This is a genomic window from Streptomyces sp. NPDC103540 (genome assembly GCF_055584445.1).
In genome coordinates this window covers 165916-182094 of sequence record NZ_JBVJMA010000013.1, presented here as the reverse complement: position 1 = coordinate 182094, position 16179 = coordinate 165916, and the positions used below count along the sequence as shown (strand labels likewise).

The window sequence follows — 16179 nt, the reverse complement described above, 5'->3', positions numbered from 1 at the left end:
CGAGCATCGCGCCGGCGCCTTCGGCTCAGGCGGGCGCGCCCGCATTCGGCCGGCCGGACGCCGTCGTGAAGGAGGCGACCGTCGAAGGGCACCGAGCCGGCGGGCACGGCCGCCGAGCCCCGTCCGACGCGGGCACGATCGCCCGGCCCCGATGCCGCGCGCAAGCCGCGTCCACGTCCGCGACGGACGGCCCGGTGCGACACCGCACGCGCCCGGGCCACCGATCAGAGCGTCACTGGGAACCGCCGTCCTCCTGGCGGCCCTGGCAGCCGTCGCGTTCGCGGCACGTCGGACCGGAGCGGGTGCCTTCGGTGACCCCCGGTGACGACGCGCGCGACGCCGCCCCGCGCCCCCTCCGCCCGGTGTCCTGTGCCACCGGGGTCAGGGCGCCGGGCTGACGGCCCTCCCGTACGGAGGGCTCGTCATCGAGGCCTCGCACGCCACCCTGCGCGTCGGCGCACCGTCGAAGACTTCCCGCGAACCAGCCCTGGAACGCGATATTTCAGAGAGAGAGAACGATGAAAGCAAGGATCGCCAAGGCCGCCATCGCCGTTGCCGTGCTCGCGGCCGGTTCCGGCGCCGTGATCACCGTCGCCACGGCCTCCGCGTCGGAGACCTCCGAGATGTCCGTCTCGGCCCAGGGCGCGACGGTCGCCGCGCAGCCGGCGGCCACGGTCGCGGCGGAGCCGAACGCCACCGTGGTGGCGGAACCCAACGCCACGGTACTGGCGGAGCCTGCCGGCACCGCCCTCCCTCCGCAGCCGGGCGGTACGACGGCGCCGCCTCCGAAGCCGAGCACGTCGCCCGCTCCCTCGGGCACCCCGCAGCCGGGCAAGACCACCACGCCTCCCCCGAAGCCGAGCAAGACCACGACGGCCTCCCCGCAGCCGGGGAAGCCGGGTGAGACCTACAAGGGTTCCGCGACCTTCTACTCCCCCGGCCTGGGTGCGTGCGGGAAGATGATCAAGGAGAACGATCTCGCCGTCGCCCTCGACCCGACCATGTTCGGGTCCGGGTACCCGTCGAGCAACTGCGGGCGCAAGGTCGTCATCACCTACAAGGGGAAGTCCGTCACGGCGACGGTCCTCGACGAGGCCCCGGGTGCGGGCCGGCACGGTCTCGACCTCACGCCGGGCGCGTTCAAGGCACTGGCTCCGCTCGACAAGAACAAGATCGACGTCACCTGGCGCTTCGCCAAGTAACCCGTAGGACGAAGGCGGAGGCGGGGACGGGGGCCACGGCCCCGCGCACGGCCTGACCTTGGCGTGGCCTGGCGTCGGCGTGGCCCGGTCAGGCCGACGGCCGCGTCCCCGTTCCCGCCGACCGCGAGGCCTGTTCCGGAACGGACCGCCGCGGCCCGACGTCGCCCTCGGTGGGCTGCGCCCCCGTGGCACCCGTCCGTCGGTTCCTGAAGGCCGGAACGCCGAGCAGGGCGAAGCCGAGGGCCGCCGCCACGAGATGGCCGACGGTGGTGAAGTCCGGCAGCGGACCGGTCCATTCGGCGCCGCCGAGGGGCCAGGCGAGCACGAAGGCCACCCACGGCAGGCGTGCCCGGCGCGGCAGGGCGAGCGTACCGATCGCCAGCACGGTCTGGGCTCCGTAGCTGACCCCGTAGTCCAGGGCCTCACGCGTGGACGGGGGGTACCAGCCCTGCCGCAGCGCCACGGTGACGACGACAGCGGTGAGCAACGTGGCCGCCACGTGCCCGCCGAGGAACACGGCCGCCGCGCGCGCCGTCCCCCACCGGTGCTCCGTCCAGGCCAGGAAGCAACAGACGCCGAGGCCCAGGGTGATCAGGGTGCCGACGAACTCGACCGAGGTGACGTCCGTGAGCGTCCCGTCGAAGAACAACACGCTGCCGAGCAGCGCGGTCAGCGGATGGTCCCCGAGGTTCTCCAGGTTCGTACTGACGTGGCCCAGTACGTCGGCCGCCCGATCGGCGGACGCCCCCCGGCCGATCCAGGCGTGACCGGCCAGGAGCAGGCAGACGTAGCCGAGGGTCAACGGCGCGCGGCGCGGGTACGCCCGTACGGCGTCGATCGCCCTGCCCAGCGGAGCCCTCGACGGCCGAGCGTTCACATGCGGTCCTTTCACAGGCGATCGGCGTCGCGCCGGGAAGCGGGTGCGCCCAGGATACGGGGCGCCGCGGCGCCGGTCCGGGGCGCGGCGGGTCAGGGGCCCGTGACGGTGCGTTCCAGGAAGGCGAGCGCGTCGGCGGGTTCGTCGGCGATGAACAGCAACCCGGTCAGGGGGACGGGGAGGAAGCCCTCGGCCTCCATGCGGAAGAGCTGTTCGCGCAGGCCGTCGTAGAAGCCGGCCGTGTTCAGGAGGACCACCGGTTTGGCGGTCCTGCCGTGCTTCCTCAGCTCCAGGATCTCGGTGGCCTCGTCGAGGGTTCCCATGCCGCCCACCATGATGACGAACGCGTCGGCCCGCTCCATGAGGGTCGCCTTGCGCTCGGCGAGGTCGCGGGTGAAGACCATCTCGTCGGGGGCGGTCACAGGTCGTGCCTTGGCCGCCAGGAAGTCGACCGAGACCCCCGAGAGCCTTCCTCCCGCGCCGCTGACGCCGTCCGCGACGACCTTCATCAGGCCCGTGTCGGAGCCACCCCAGACGAGGGTGTGGCCGCCCTCGCCGAGCAGCTCGGCGAACCGGCGGGCGGGCTCGGTGTAGCGGACGTCGAGGTCGGCGGCGGAGAGAAAGACGCATACGTTCACCAGGCCACCGTAGCGGTGCCCGCACGCCGGTCGGTGTCCGGCCGCCGCTCGGCTCCCCCTCGGCCGCGTACGCCGCCCCCACCGCGTACGTGGCCTCCGCCCCGCGCGGCGTGCCCGCGGCCGAACCCGCCCGCAGCAACATGGTGTTCACCAGAGCGCGCGCCCGGGGTAACAGCGTCTCCCTAACGTGACCGACCGACGGAGCGCGACTGTGAACGGGTCACCTGGAGGCGTCGAAGTGAGCACGACGGATTCGCGACGGTCCACGACGGATACGGCTCACGCGGCCACCGATCAGGCGGTCAAGGAGACGCTGGAGGACTACACCCTGCGTTTCGCGCCACGCGCCTACCGGCGCTGGACCCCCATGGTCGTGGCCACGACGGCACTCGGCGGCATCGCGTACATGGCCGACTTCTCCATCGGCGCCGGCATCGGCCTGGCCCACGGCACCGGCAACGCCCTCCTGGCCATCGCCGTCGCCGCGGTCGTCATCTTCCTGACGGGCTTCCCCCTGGCCTACTACGGTGCCCGCTACAACATCGACCTCGACCTCATCACCCGCGGCTCCGGATTCGGGTACTACGGGTCGGTCCTGACCAGCGTCATCTTCGCGAGCTTCACCTTCATCTTCTTCGCCCTCGAAGGGTCGATCATGGCGCAGGGCCTGAGGCTCGGCCTCGGGCTGCCGCTGTGGCTGGGGTACGCCGTCTCCACCCTCATCGTGATCCCGCTGGTCGTCTACGGGATGAAGGCGCTCAGCACGCTCCAGGTGTGGACCACGCCGATCTGGTTGCTGCTCATCGTCGGACCGCTGGTCTACCTGGTGGCCCACGACCCCGGGACGGTCGACCGGTTCCTGGCCCATCCCGGCACGGGCGGGGACGGCTCCGTGAACACCGCGTCCGTGATGCTCGGGGCGGGGGTGTGCCTGTCGCTGATCGCCCAGATCGGTGAGCAGATCGACTACCTGCGCTTCATGCCGCCCAAGACCGCCGCGAACAAGCGTGCGTGGTGGACCGCCGTGGTCATGGCCGGCCCCGGGTGGGTGGTGCTCGGGGCGCTGAAGCAGGCCATCGGCGTCTTCCTCGCCGTCTACGTCATCGCCGAGGCCGGACCGGCCGCGGCGCCCGAGCCCATCCGGCAGTTCCGGGGGGCGTTCGAGGCGATGATGCCCGCCTGGGCGGTCGTCCCGCTCGCCGTGATCCTGGTGGTCATCAGCCAGATCAAGATCAACGTGACGAACGCGTACTCCGGCTCGCTCGCCTGGACGAACGCCTTCACCCGCGTCACCCGGCACTACCCCGGCCGCATGGTCTTCGTCCTGGTCAACCTCGCGTTCGCGCTCGCCCTGATGGAAGCGGACATGTTCAGCTTCCTCGGCGATCTCCTGGGCTTCTACTCGAACTGCGCGATCGCCTGGGTGGTCACCGTCGCCACCGACATCGGCGTCAACAAGTACGTGCTGAAGCTGTCCCCGCTGCGGCCGGAGTTCCGCCGGGGCATGCTGCACGCGGTGAACCCCGTCGGCGTCGTCTCCTTCCTCGCCGCCTCCGGGCTGTCGATCGCCCTGTACTTCGGGCTGTTGGGCGACGGCCTCCAGCCGTACTCGCCCGTGGCGGCGGCGGTCATCGCCTTCGTCCTCACCCCGCTGACGGCCCTGGTCACCGGGGGCCGGTACTACCTGCGCCGCGCCGACGACGGCATCGCCGAACCCCTGCTGGACGACGAGGGCAATCCGAGCGGTGCGACCTTCGACTGCCACGTCTGCGGGCAGCCCTACGAGCGCCCCGACCTGGCGGCCTGCGACACCCACGCGTCCGTCGTGTGCTCCCTGTGCCTGAGCACCGACAAGACCGGCGAACACGTCCTGCCGGCCGACGCGTAGGGGCCCGCCGGGCCCGGTGCCCGCCGGTCAGGCGCGCGGGCGGTCCACCCGGCCCTCGTCAGTTCTGACGACCCGTGCCCGCCAGACCGTAGCGGCGCAGGGCCGACATGGCGCCCTGGAGGTCCAGCCCGCGATCGACGGCCGGTCGACCGTCCGGTCGGCACCCTCGACACCCGGGGGCATCGCCACGGTCATCGCCGCCCCCTGTCGGACGACGGCCGCCGGATCACCACCCGGAACATCGAGGTGTCCGGCGGTTCGCGTCAGGCCACGGATCCGGCCGCCTCCCCGGGCCGGGTCGGGCTCAGGGAGCGGGGACGGGGCCGCCGGGGCGGAACCGCTCGACCCCGACGATGTGCCGCACCTTGACGGGGCGCACGATCACGGCGACCCGCCGCTCCCCCGGCATCATCCACTCGTAGCGCTCGGATCCCAGGTACTTGCGGGCCAGCCGGTCCATCCTCGCGCGCGCCTCCTCGCCCTCGACGAAGCGGGCGACCACACCGCTGATCTGCACCCGGTCGTAGGGATCCGCGGTGTCCGCGTGCGAGAGGTAGACCCGGGGGTCGTTGCGGAGGTTCTCCTCCTTCACCCGACCCACGGACGTGTTGAACGTCAGCTCTCCGTCGCCCTCCAGATCCACCCACATCGGGCTGACCTGCGGCGCGCCGTCGGCGAACACCGTGCCGACGTACCAGATGTTGGGGGCGAGGAGTCGCGCGCGGACCGTCGCGTCGAATGTCGAGGTCATCTGGCGAGACTACCCACCGGACGGGGGGCGAAGCCGCCGTTCGCGTCGACCGCAACGTCCCGGTCGCCCCGGCGTCGCCGCCGGCGGGAGCGCGAACAAGGCCGTCGAGGACAACACCGGCGGCTGGCGTCAGGAACTCGACGCGCTCAGGACGCGGGCCGAGCAGCCCTCCGCGTGAGCGACGAACCCCGCGTCGACACAGGGGGGGGTCGACACCGTTCTGACGGCTCTGGCCAATCCGACACGACGCAGGCTGCTCGAACTCCTCGCGGCCGAGGACGGGGCCACCGCGACGACGCTCGCCCGCGGGCTTCCCGTATCGCGCCAGGCCGTCGTCAAGCACCTCGGCGTCCTGGACGCCGCGGGGTTGGTGGCCTGTGGTCGAGTCGGGCGCGAGGTGCGCTACACGGTGCGGCCCGCGGCGCTCGACGCGACGGCCCGGTGGATGGCCGCGCTCGCCGCCGACTGGGACCGGCGCCTGGCGCGCGTCAAGCGCCTGGCCGAGGCCGCGGAGCGGGAGGATCGGACAGACCGCGAGGAACCGACCGGAACGCCCGCGCGAGGGCGTTCCCATGAAGGAGCATGATCATGACCACCGGGAACGGACACCCCGCGCGACACCCCGCCGCATACGCCTGCATGATGGTCCGCAGACCGGCCGCGCAGGTGTTCGACGCCTTCGCCGATCCGACCGTCACCTCCCGGTTCTGGTACAGCGGGAGCAGCGGCCCCATGGTCGCGGGGGCCGAGCTGCGCTGGGAATGGGAGACCTACGGGGCATCGGCGGACGTCCGCGTCCTGGAGGTGGCGGAAGGGCGTCTGATCCGCTTCGAGTGGGGCAACCACGAGCAGCCGACCACGGTCGACCTGAAGTTCACCTCGCGGCCGGACCGGACCACCTTCGTCGAGATCACCGAGACCGGCTTCCGGGGCTCGGCCGACGACACCCTGCGCTGGGTGAACGACACGGTCGGCGGGTTCACCACCACCCTGTGCGCGATGAAGGCCCTCCTCGAACACGACATCGAACTGAACGCCGTCCCCGACCACCACCCGGCCTGACCACCACCGCACCAACGGATCGACAGCGAGACCGACCACACCGTCTTCAAGGCCTCCGGCACCTCGACGTGGTCGTCCGGGGTCGCTCCGAAGTGGCCTCCGGTCGGGGTGACCACGGGGCGGTGGCCCTCAGCCGTGGTCGCGAACGTCCGATAGTGCTCTGTGCACCGGACGCGACCGAACCGTAACGTCGGGGAACCGACCCGTGCGATCAATGGAGCTCCCCGTATGAACGTTCCCACGCGACTCGGCTCGATCCTGGGTGCCGCCGCGTCCGCGCTGGTGCTGTGCGCCGGGACGGCCACGGCGCACAACGGGCCGGTGGGATCGTCCACCGGAGCGACGGCGCAGCCGGTCCCGGTCTCCACGATCACCAGCCTCAGCCAGGAAGCGGCCGGCAAGTGCCTGGACGTCTACGACTGGGGCAGGGGTCCGTGGATCCAGATGTGGGAGTGCCATGGCGGCGGCAACCAGTCCTGGAGCCTCGAATGGAACGGCAGCAGTGGGGGCTGGAACATCCGCAGCGACGCCAGTGGACTCTGCGTCGACGGCTCGCGGGGGCACGGGGAGCAGCTGATCCAGAACCCCTGTGGTGAAGGACTCGGACAGGCATGGAAGATCGACACCCTCACCGGCCCGGCCCGCCTGGAGAACGTCGCCTTCCCCGGCCAGTGCGCGGACATCTACAACTGGGGCCGCGGCTCGGTGGTCATGCTGTGGGACTGCGGGAGCCAGCCCAACCAGTACTGGCTCTTCAACTGACCGGTCCCTGACCGGTCCCTGACCGACGGTGCAGGTCCGTGGAGCAGGCGGCCGGTCCGGCGGGACGGCTCGGCCGGTCGACCGAGCCGTCGGTCGCACTCAGATGCGGGAGTTGCGCAGCGACTGCCACACCGCGCCGGCGAGGGCTCGCGTCGACCGGGGTACCGACAGACGCTCGTGCTCGCGGTAGAGGTTCCAGTTGTACTGGACGAGCGAGAGCTTGTTGGAGGACAGTGATCCCGCCTGGTGGGCCCGGTAGACGGCCAGTGGCTCGGTCAGGCCGCGGGCGTCGGCGCCGTCGCGCATGATCGACAGCCACAGCGCGTAGTCCTGGCGCTTGCGCATCTCCGGCATCAGCCTCGTGCCCAGGGCGTTGCGGTCGTACATGGCCGTGAGGGCTCCGATGTGGTCCCGGACCAGCATCGCGCGGTAGTCCACGTGCTCGCGCGCGCGGATCACCCGCCCGTTGGGGACCCATTCGGTGCTCTCGCCGTCGTGGTCGGCGTCCATCTTGAAGTACGACGTGAAGGTCAACGGCGCGCTGCCCTCGGCGGCGAAGGCGAGCTGTTTGGCGGTCTTCTCCGGGAGCCACATGTCGTCGCTGTCGAGGAAGGCGACGTAGTCCCCGCGGGCTCGCTCGATCGCGCGGTTGCGGGCCCGTCCGGCGCCGCCCTGTTCGGGTGCCCGCTCGGGCCGGACGCGCTCGTCCCGCTTCGCGAAGTCGCTGAGCATGTCCATGGAGCTGTCGGAGGACCGGTCGTCGGTGACGAGCAGCTCCACGTCGGCGTGCGTCTGGGTGAGCACCGAACGGACGGCCGCCCCGAGGGTCGCTTCCGAGTTGTAGACGGGCATCACGACGGACACCAAAGGCACAGTGCTTCTCCTTGCCGGACCAGGAACGATGGTCCATTCAAGCACCGCGACGGAGCAGGAGCTGCCACGGGTACCGTTGCCGCAGGTCAGAGCTGTGCGGTAGCGGTCTCCCCGAGGGACGGGCGGGTGATCTCCCGCCCGCTCCGTTCTCCGCTCGACACCGGACGCGGGACCGAGGTCCCGGGAGCGGACGGTCCCCCGGCACGCCAGGACGCGACCATCGCCACCCCTGGTGGACACCCCTCGGGGTGTCCCATGGGAGGAGGAGCGCGAAACGGGAGGCGGGCGTGTACGAGGAGAAGAAGGGGTACTGCACCCTCTGCAAGTCCCGCTGCGGGGCGATCTTCACCGTCGAGGACGGCCGGCTGACCGGCGTCCGTCCGGACCCGGACCACCCGACCGGTGCCGCGATGTGCCCGAAAGGGCGGGCCGCACCCGAGATCGCGCACGGCACCGACCGGTTGACCACCCCGCTGCGGCGCACCACCCCCAAATCCGACCCGGATCCCGGCTGGGTGGCGATCTCCTGGGACGAGGCCATGACGGAGATCGCCGCCAGGCTCTCGGCGATCTCGGCCGAGACCGGTCCGGAGTCGGTCGCCTTCGCGGTGGCCACGCCCTCGGGGACCATGGTGTCGGACGCCACGGAGTGGATCGAACGCTTCGTACGCCGCTTCGGCAGCCCCAACACCGTGTACAGCGCGGAGATCTGCAACTGGCACAAGGACTTCGCCCACGCCTTCACCTTCGGCTCGCCGCTGCCCCCGCCCGACTACGCGAACTCCCACCTCGCCCTGCTGTGGGGCTTCAACCCGGGCAAGACCTGGCTCGCCCAGTCCTCCGCCCTGTCGGCCGCGCAGGCAGCGGGCACGAAGCTCGCCGTCATCGATCCGCGGCGCTCCACGAGCGCGCTGCGGGCCGACCACTGGCTGCGGGTGCGGCCCGGCACGGACGCCGCGCTCGCCCTCGGCCTGTCCCACCTGCTGATCACCGAGGGGGGCTACGACGAGGACTTCGTGCGTGCCTGGACCAACGGGCCGCTCCTGGTGCGCTCCGACACGGGCCGCTTCCTGAGGGCGGCCGAACTGCCGGCCGAGGACGCGGGGAACCCGGGCGACGAGGCGTTCGCCGTCTTCGACGAGGAGACCGGCCGGGTCGAGGCGTACGACACCACGCGCGCCGCCCCGCGACCCGGGCGCTTCGCGCTGCGCGGCACCCGCCGGGTCCGGCTGCGCGACGGGCGCGCCGTCGACTGCGCGCCCGCATTCGAGCACCACGCCGCCGCCTGTGCGGCCTGGCCGCCGGAGCGGGTCGCGGCCGAGACGTGGATCCCCGAGCGGGAGGTGCGCGCCCTGGCGGCGGAGATCGCGGCGGCGCCGTCCGTCTCGTACTACGGCTGGACCGGGGTGGGGCAGAGTGCGAACGCCACCCAGACCGAGCGGGCCCTGGCCACGCTCTACGCGCTGACCGGCTCCTACGACGCGGTCGGCGGCAACCACGTGGTCCCCGCACCCGCGTACGTCCCGGCGACCTCCTTCGACGACCTCGACCCGGGGCAGCGTGCCAAGGCCCTCGGCCTGGACAAGCACCCGCTGGGGCCGCCCGCGTACGGCTACGTCAACTCGGGCGACCTGTGCGCCGCCATCGAGACGGGGAGTCCGTACCCGGTGCGCGCGCTCGTCGGGTTCGGCTCGAACCTCGTGGTCTCCCAACCGGACTCGGACCGCACCGCGCGGGCGCTGCGCTCCCTGGAGTTCCAGGTCCACCTGGACCTGTTCCACAATCCGACCGGTGCGTGCGCCGACATCGTGCTTCCCGTCAACAGCGCCTACGAGCACGAGGCACTGCGCTTCGGCTTCGAGGTCGGCCACCGCGCCCAGGAGCACGTGCAGTTGCGGCCCCGGATCGTCGCGCCGCAGGGCGAGTCCCGCAGCGACACCGAGGTCGTCTTCGACCTGGCCTGTCGGCTGGGCATGGGCGGGGACTTCTTCGACGGGGACGTGGAGGCCGCCTGGAACCAGCAGCTGGAGCCCCTCGGGCTGACCGTGGAGGAGCTGCGCGGGCGGCCCGGCGGGGTCCGGGTGCCCCGGGAGCGGGTCCACCGCAAGTACGCCGAGCCCGTGCCCGGCCGTGCGGACGCGGTGGCGGTGGCGGGCTTCGCCACGCCGACCCGGCGCGTGGAGCTGTACTCCGAGCGGCTGCTGGAGCACGGCTACCCGGCCGTGCCCGAACACCGCGCACCCGCGCGGCCCGACGCCGCCTTCCCCCTGGTGCTGACCTGCGCCAAGCACGGCTACTTCGTGCACAGTCAGCACCGGGCCGTGACCTCGCTGCGCCGCCGGTCCCCCGATCCGTCCGTGGACCTGCACCCGCGGACCGCGAGCGCGTACGGGATCGCGGAGGGCCAGTGGGCCGAGGTGTCGACGGGGCTCGGGTCCATCCGGCTGCGGGCGCGCTTCGACGACTCCCTGCACCCGTCCGTGGTCGTCGGCGAGTACGGATGGTGGCAGGAGGCACCCGACCTCGCCCTGCCCGGAGCCGACCCGACCGCCGCCACGGGCGGCAACTTCAACCGGCTCGTCGACCACCGCGTGACGGACCCGCTCAGCGGATCCGTGCCCCTGCGTTCGGCCACCTGCCGCATCGCGCCGGTGGCCGGGGACGGGCTCTGGGCGGGCACCCGCCCCTTCAGGGTGACCGATCTGGCCGAGGTGACCCCGGGCGTCCGGAGCCTGCGGCTGGAGCCGGAGGACGGTGGCTCCCTGCCCGACCACCGGCCCGGTCAGCACGTGACGGTGCGCGCCGAGGAGCCGGACGGCCGGGTCCCAGACCCGGTCGACGCACGCTGCTACTCCCTGACCGGGCCGGCGGTCGCGGGCGACCGGTCCGCGTACGAACTGGCCGTACGGCGGGTGCCCGGTGGTGCCTTCTCCGGCCGGGTGCACGAGCGGCTCGCCATCGGCGACCGGCTCCACCTCACTGCTCCGGCCGGCATGTTCGCGATCCCCATGGACACCGCGCACCCGGTGGTGCTGCTGGCCGGCGGGATCGGCGTCACCCCGTTCCTCGGCTACCTGGAGACGCTGGCCGCGACGGGCGGGAGCGTGCCCGAGGTGGTGTTGCACTACGGCAACCCCGACGGGTCCGACCACCCGTTCCGGGAGCGGCTGCGCGAACTGGCCGCCGAGATCCCCGTCCTGAGGGTCGTCGACCACTACGCGGCGCCGCGCCCGGACGAGGTCCCGGGGCGGGACTACGACCGCGCCGGCTTCCTCTCGATCGGGGACATCGACCCCGGCCTCTTCGAGCGGCGGGCCCGCTTCCACCTGTGCGGTCCCGAGCCGATGACGCAGGCGCTGACCGGCGCCCTCCTCGCCCGGGGGGTGCCGCGGTTCGAGGTGTTCCGCGAGAGGTTCCGCGCGGCGCGCCGGGAGGTCGTCGTCCCCGAGGGGGCGGCGTATGCGGTCACCTTCGCGCGCAGCGGACGCACCGCGACGTGGCGCGAGGGCGACGGCCCGCTGCTGGCCGTGGGCGAGGCGGCCGGTGTGGCCATGGCGAGCGGCTGCCGGGTCGGGCAGTGCGAGAGCTGCGCCTGCTCCGTGCTGAAGGGAACGGCGACGCACCTGGTGACCCCGCCCGAGGACCTGCCCGACGGGGAGGTCCTGACCTGTCAGTCCGTCCCCACCTCGGACCTGGTCCTGGACGTCTGAGGGGGCGAGGGGGGACGCGGGCGGCGTTCCACCGGTGCCGACGCGACGGGCGACCTGACGACGAGGTCGCGGCCCGGGCGGGCCGGATCCCGCCGACCACCGCTCAGGCGAAGAACTCCGCGAGGACGGGCGCGAGTGCGTGGGCGTCGACCGCGTGGTCCTGTCCGGGGAAGGTGTGGAGGGTGAAGTGCCGAGCACGTGCGGCGAGTTGCTCGGCGGCGTTGACCATGTACGCCTCGCTCGCGCCGCCGTGGCCGACGAGGACGGGGATGTCGATGCCGCGCCAGCGGTCGGGGGGAAGCGCCCGGCCCGACATGAGGTCGCGCATCAGGAGGCCGTCGTAGGGCAGGGTGCGCGCCACGGTGCGCCAGGCCGGCCACGCGGGACCGTCGCGCAACGTGTCGACGGCCTGCGGGGGCAGGGCCAGTCCCACGGTAAGGAAGTGGGCGAGGGCTCCGTCCACGTCGTCGCGCGCGAGGAGGTCCGTCAGGCGTTCGACGTAGTGCGGCGGCAGTGGCGGGCGGGACCCGTCGAGGATCAGCGGTGGCTCGTACAGGGCCAGGGCGGACACGGCACTGCCCCGGGCCACGGCCTCCAGGGCGAGTACGGCTCCGGAGGACATGCCGAAGAGCGCCACCGGCCCGCCGGTCGACGCGATGACGGCGTCCAGGTCGTCGATCTCGCGCCGCACGTCGTACACGGGGTGGTCGCCGCTGCCGCCGCGGCCCCGGCGGTCGTAGTTGTAGACGCGGAAGTCGCGTGCCAGCAGGTCCGCCAGGGGAGCGTGTCGCCCCTGGGTCATGAGCGTGCCTCCGACGAGGACCACCGCGGGCCCCGAGTCCCCGTGCCGCTCGTAGGCGATGGACGTGCCGTCCGCCGACACCACCGTGCCCATGTCGTACCCCCCGTTGCCGACTCCGGGACGGGCGCGGTGCGCGGCCCCGTCCCTCACTCCCCTCCCGGCAGAGTACGTCCACCGGGCATCGAGATGATCTTGTAGGGAGGAACGACATCGGGCGGGCCCGACCGGGCGAACCCCCATACGCGCCGCCCGGCGGGGGCCGCCCCCGCCGGGCGCGCGCGTCAGTCGCGGTACTCGCAGAGGTAGGCGGAGTCCTCCGTCGCCCTCAGCCGGAAGCGGCTGTCGGACGGAACGGTGAACCGCGTGCCCGCCTTGAACGTCTCCCAGGTCTCGGAGCCGGGGAGGACGGCGCTGAGCTCGCCCGAGACCACGTGCATGATCTCGCGCTTGGCCGTCGAGAACTCGTACTCGCCCGCGGCCACGACACCGACCGTCGCCGGGCCCTCGCCGCCCTCGAACGCGATCGACGTGACCTTGCCGTCGAAGTACTCGTTGACCTTGAACATGCGCACTCTCCTGCGAAACCGGAAGCGGAACGGAGCGGGGCCCCGAGGTCCATGCCCCGTACTCCCCGCCGGCAGGCTACTTCGGCGCGGAGCACCGGCCACGGGGGATCTTGCCATCCGGACAGTCGTCCGTCCGGATGCGGTGATCGCCGCATCCGTCCGGCGGGAGCGGAGGGAAGGCAGGAGTGGAGGTGCACGCGATGACCGGACTGTCTCGAACGAACGATCCGCTCCCGAAGGAGTCGGTGTGGGACTACCCGCGACCGCCCCGGGTTGAGCCGGATCCCCGGCACGTGGTGATCAGACACCACGGAGTGACCCTCGCCGACTCCCGGACCTGCCTGCGCGTGCTGGAGACGAGCCACCCTCCGGTCTTCTACGTGCCGCGCGACGACGTCCGCACCGATCTCCTGTCACGGGCGGAGAGGACCACCGTCTGCGAGTGGAAGGGCGTGGCCACCTACTGGACGCTGACCGTGGGCGGGAGCCGGATCCCCGACGCGGCCTGGAGCTACGAGACGCCCGCGCCCCGGTACCGGGGCATCGCCCGTCACCTGGCCTTCCACCCGCGGAAGGTGGACGTCTGCACCGTCGACGGCGAGCGCGTCCGGGCGCAGCCGGGTGACTTCTACGGCGGCTGGATCACCGACGAGATCCTCGGGCCGTTCAAGGGTGCCCCGGGGACCATGGGCTGGTGAACCGGGGTGTCGCCAGGTGCGCGTCAAGGCGGCGTCAACGGCTGTCGGTGGTGACGCGGAAGCGGAGGCGGCAGATCACGGCGTCGGTGTCGCGGCGCACGGCGTGGGCGACCACGGAGCCGCGCTGGTTCTGCAGGATCCGCTGCCAGAGCCGCTCCGGCTCGGTCTCGGGGATGAGGACGGTCACCTGGACGGCCGGTAGCCGATCGGCCAGCTCGCGGACGTAGGACGACACGGGCCGGCCCAGGGAGCGGGTCGGCGAGGACAGCTCGACGAGCTCGACCCCCGGGTCCCACAGTTCCCAGTCGCGGCGCAGCGCCTCGGTGGCCCGAAGGTCCTCGGGCGCGCGGTGGGTGACGGTGACGGCCAGGACCTCGTCGCCGAGCGAACGCGCGGCGGTCAGGGCCCGGCAGGTCAGCAGGGACAGCCCGGACACCGGGACGACGACCAGGGACCGGGAGCGGGTCGGCGGCTGGGGGATGCGGCCCAGTTCCAGCCGCTCACCGATCCGGCCGTATGCGCGATGCACCTTCTCGAAGCCGAGCACCAACAGCGGCAGGGCCACGACGATCAACCAGGCGCCCTCGGTGAACTTGGTGGTGGTCACCACGATCGCGCTGACGCCCGTGAGGAGCGCGCCGAAGCCGTTGAGCAGGGCCTTCGCCCGCCCGCCGGCCGGGCGCTCCAGCGACCAGTGCCGGACCATGCCGACCTGGCAGATGGTGAAGCCGACGAACACGCCGATCGCGAACAGGGGGACGAGGGTGTTGGCGTCGCCGCCCGAGAACACCAGCAGGATCCCGGAGACGAGGGCCAGCCAGACCACTCCGTGCCGGTGGACCTGGCGGTCCGCCTTGAGGGAGAACACGTGGGGGAGGTGGTTGTCGCGGGCCAGCAGGCCCATCAGGACGGGCAGCCCGCCGAAGGAGGTGTTCGCGGCCAGGGCCAGCAGCACCACGGTGGCGAACTGGACGACGTAGAAGGCCGCGTTGTGGCCGAAGGACGCGTCGGCGAGCTGCGCGAGGACGGTGACGCCCTCGACCGGCTGGAGGTGGAAGCGGCCGATCAGGACGGACAGGCCGATCAGCATGACGCCGAGCAGGGCGCCCAGGGCGACCTCGGTGCGCTGGGCGCGGCGGGCCGCGGGGGCGCGGAAGGAGGGCACGGCGTTGGCGACGGCCTCGACGCCGGTGAGGGCGGAGCATCCGGCGGCGAAGGCCTTGAGCAGGAGCAGCGCGCCGACGGCGGTGGCCCCGTCGCCGAGGGCGGAGGCGTGGCCAGCGGCGGTCTGTGTGGAGACCGGTCCGTCCCGGAACAGGCCGACGGTGATCATCGCGAGGATCGAACCGACGAACACGGCCGTCGGCACGAGGAAGGCCTTGGCCGAGTCCACGACCCCGCGCAGGTTCACGGCGGTGACGAGCACGAGCACGCCCAGGCAGATCCACACCCGCTCCCCGTACAGGGAAGGAAACGCCGAGGTCAGGGCGGCCACGCCGGCGGTGACCGACACGGCCACGTTCAGTACGTAGTCCAGGATGAGCGAGGCCGCGGCGACCAGGCTCGTCCGGCGCCCGAGGTGCCGCCTGGCGACGGCGTAGGAGCCGCCGCCGTCCGGGAAGGCGGCGATGACCTGCCGGTAGGAGGCCACCAGTACGGCCAGCAGCGCCGCTATCGCCACGGTCACGGGCAGCGTGAAGCCCAGGCCGTACGCGCCGGCCGCCGCGAGGACGAGGACGATCGACTCGGGTCCGTAGGCGACGGACGCCATGGCGTCGAGCGACAGCGCGGCGAGCCCTTGGAGTGCGGTCAGCCGGTGGCGTTCTGCCGCCCGGTCCGCGGTCGCGGCGCCGGTATCGGGGGGCTCCTCCTGGCTGGGTCCCGATCCGGCCGTCTTCGGTTCGCCTGTGTGCATGGCCATGTCGCCGTGTTCCTCCGAGGTGGGCAAAGTGAGGACAGCCTCGGAGTTCACGACCGGGTCCGGTGTCCGGATTGGCGGGATCCATACGCGGGTCCCGCCGTTCTTCACGCGTTCCCTACGCGCCGCGCGGCGGGACGTACGGATCGCGTCACCACCCCGTCCGTCCGCGTGCCGGCCGCGGCCTGCCCATATCGCACGCCCGTATCGCACGCTCGTATCGCGGCTCGCCGTGCGAACGCGGCGCCTGAGGGCGACCGCTTCCCCGGGCCCCCGCGGCTTCGCGCGTTAGGGACACGTCAAAGGTTCCGGGGCGCCCGTATGGAGCCCGTCAAGGTGTCTTAACGCAGGGCTCCGAGCGCGGTTTGCTCTGTCTCGGCCACTGCGGCCCATTCCATTTCATCACTTCATCAGGAGCTCACGATGGCCGAT

The 16179-nt window shown here is 72.4% G+C and carries 14 protein-coding genes; 7 read left to right on the top strand and 7 right to left on the bottom strand.

Translation table 11 applies throughout. The features are described from left to right. The first annotated feature begins 518 nt into the window (after window positions 1-518). On the top strand, window positions 519-1202 hold the full coding sequence (locus ACZ6ZI_RS29185) for an RlpA-like double-psi beta-barrel domain-containing protein (RefSeq protein WP_469525671.1): 684 nt from the start codon (window positions 519-521) through the stop codon (window positions 1200-1202). 88 nt (window positions 1203-1290) lie between these two features. Here ACZ6ZI_RS29185 and ACZ6ZI_RS29180 read toward each other — a convergent pair whose 3' ends face one another. Both ACZ6ZI_RS29180 and ACZ6ZI_RS29175 read right to left on the bottom strand, forming a co-directional pair. Beyond that, complete coding sequence (locus tag ACZ6ZI_RS29180; RefSeq protein ID WP_469525668.1) at window positions 1291-2079, bottom strand: rhomboid-like protein; 789 nt, start codon at window positions 2077-2079, stop codon at window positions 1291-1293. Window positions 2080-2171: 92 nt separating this feature from the next. After that, the gene (locus tag ACZ6ZI_RS29175; RefSeq protein WP_469525666.1) at window positions 2172-2717 is read right to left on the bottom strand and encodes an LOG family protein; all 546 of its coding nucleotides are present in this window, start codon (window positions 2715-2717) and stop codon (window positions 2172-2174) included. Between the two features lie 238 nt (window positions 2718-2955). Here ACZ6ZI_RS29175 and ACZ6ZI_RS29170 point away from each other — a divergent pair, with 238 nt between their 5' ends. Then, window positions 2956-4605 (top strand): purine-cytosine permease family protein, encoded by a 1650-nt coding sequence (locus ACZ6ZI_RS29170; protein ID WP_469525663.1) that lies wholly within the window; start codon window positions 2956-2958, stop codon window positions 4603-4605. 304 nt (window positions 4606-4909) lie between these two features. Here ACZ6ZI_RS29170 and ACZ6ZI_RS29165 read toward each other — a convergent pair whose 3' ends face one another. Next, entirely contained in the window at window positions 4910-5356 is a 447-nt protein-coding gene (locus ACZ6ZI_RS29165) for a TIGR03618 family F420-dependent PPOX class oxidoreductase (protein WP_469525660.1), read from the bottom strand. A 220-nt stretch (window positions 5357-5576) separates the two neighbouring features. On the opposite strand from ACZ6ZI_RS29165, the gene ACZ6ZI_RS29160 reads away from it, so the two are divergent. The 3 genes from ACZ6ZI_RS29160 to ACZ6ZI_RS29150 all read left to right on the top strand — a co-directional run bounded on the left by ACZ6ZI_RS29160 (window position 5577) and on the right by ACZ6ZI_RS29150 (window position 7180). Continuing rightward, complete coding sequence (locus ACZ6ZI_RS29160; protein WP_469525784.1) at window positions 5577-5942, top strand: ArsR/SmtB family transcription factor; 366 nt, start codon at window positions 5577-5579, stop codon at window positions 5940-5942. Window positions 5943-5944: 2 nt separating this feature from the next. Beyond that, a complete protein-coding gene (locus ACZ6ZI_RS29155; protein ID WP_469525657.1) occupies window positions 5945-6418 on the top strand; it encodes an SRPBCC family protein in 474 nt (157 codons plus the stop codon). Window positions 6419-6646: 228 nt separating this feature from the next. Continuing rightward, window positions 6647-7180, top strand: a complete 534-nt coding sequence (locus ACZ6ZI_RS29150; protein ID WP_469525655.1) for an RICIN domain-containing protein — start codon at window positions 6647-6649, stop codon at window positions 7178-7180. 99 nt (window positions 7181-7279) lie between these two features. Here ACZ6ZI_RS29150 and ACZ6ZI_RS29145 read toward each other — a convergent pair whose 3' ends face one another. After that, on the bottom strand, window positions 7280-8053 hold the full coding sequence (locus ACZ6ZI_RS29145) for a glycosyltransferase family 2 protein (RefSeq protein WP_469525653.1): 774 nt from the start codon (window positions 8051-8053) through the stop codon (window positions 7280-7282). Window positions 8054-8340: 287 nt separating this feature from the next. On the opposite strand from ACZ6ZI_RS29145, the gene ACZ6ZI_RS29140 reads away from it, so the two are divergent. Continuing rightward, on the top strand, window positions 8341-11763 hold the full coding sequence (locus tag ACZ6ZI_RS29140; RefSeq protein ID WP_469525651.1) for a molybdopterin-dependent oxidoreductase: 3423 nt from the start codon (window positions 8341-8343) through the stop codon (window positions 11761-11763). Between the two features lie 103 nt (window positions 11764-11866). On the opposite strand, the gene ACZ6ZI_RS29135 is transcribed toward ACZ6ZI_RS29140, so the two are convergent. Further along, the gene (locus ACZ6ZI_RS29135; protein ID WP_469525648.1) at window positions 11867-12658 is read right to left on the bottom strand and encodes an alpha/beta fold hydrolase; all 792 of its coding nucleotides are present in this window, start codon (window positions 12656-12658) and stop codon (window positions 11867-11869) included. Window positions 12659-12846: 188 nt separating this feature from the next. After that, the gene (ppnP, locus tag ACZ6ZI_RS29130) at window positions 12847-13131 is read right to left on the bottom strand and encodes a pyrimidine/purine nucleoside phosphorylase (protein ID WP_469525646.1); all 285 of its coding nucleotides are present in this window, start codon (window positions 13129-13131) and stop codon (window positions 12847-12849) included. 293 nt (window positions 13132-13424) lie between these two features. Between ppnP and ACZ6ZI_RS29125 the strand changes: the two genes are divergently transcribed. Continuing rightward, window positions 13425-13829 (top strand): DUF427 domain-containing protein, encoded by a 405-nt coding sequence (locus ACZ6ZI_RS29125; protein ID WP_469525643.1) that lies wholly within the window; start codon window positions 13425-13427, stop codon window positions 13827-13829. A 34-nt stretch (window positions 13830-13863) separates the two neighbouring features. Here ACZ6ZI_RS29125 and ACZ6ZI_RS29120 read toward each other — a convergent pair whose 3' ends face one another. Beyond that, window positions 13864-15750: an APC family permease gene (locus ACZ6ZI_RS29120; RefSeq protein ID WP_469525640.1), complete on the bottom strand. Its 1887-nt coding sequence runs from the start codon at window positions 15748-15750 to the stop codon at window positions 13864-13866. Window positions 15751-16179 lie beyond the last annotated feature (429 nt).

What these genes read in the sequence shown, in the direction of transcription:
- ACZ6ZI_RS29185 (WP_469525671.1), top strand. Translation starts at nt 519, where the DNA reads ATGAAAGCAAGGATCGCCAAGGCCGCCATCGCCGTTGCCGTGCTCGCG.
- ppnP (WP_469525646.1), bottom strand. Translation starts at nt 13,131, where the DNA reads ATGTTCAAGGTCAACGAGTACTTCGACGGCAAGGTCACGTCGATCGCG.
- ACZ6ZI_RS29135 (WP_469525648.1), bottom strand. Translation starts at nt 12,658, where the DNA reads ATGGGCACGGTGGTGTCGGCGGACGGCACGTCCATCGCCTACGAGCGG.
- ACZ6ZI_RS29120 (WP_469525640.1), bottom strand. Translation starts at nt 15,750, where the DNA reads ATGGCCATGCACACAGGCGAACCGAAGACGGCCGGATCGGGACCCAGC.
- ACZ6ZI_RS29150 (WP_469525655.1), top strand. Translation starts at nt 6,647, where the DNA reads ATGAACGTTCCCACGCGACTCGGCTCGATCCTGGGTGCCGCCGCGTCC.
- ACZ6ZI_RS29155 (WP_469525657.1), top strand. Translation starts at nt 5,945, where the DNA reads ATGACCACCGGGAACGGACACCCCGCGCGACACCCCGCCGCATACGCC.
- ACZ6ZI_RS29165 (WP_469525660.1), bottom strand. Translation starts at nt 5,356, where the DNA reads ATGACCTCGACATTCGACGCGACGGTCCGCGCGCGACTCCTCGCCCCC.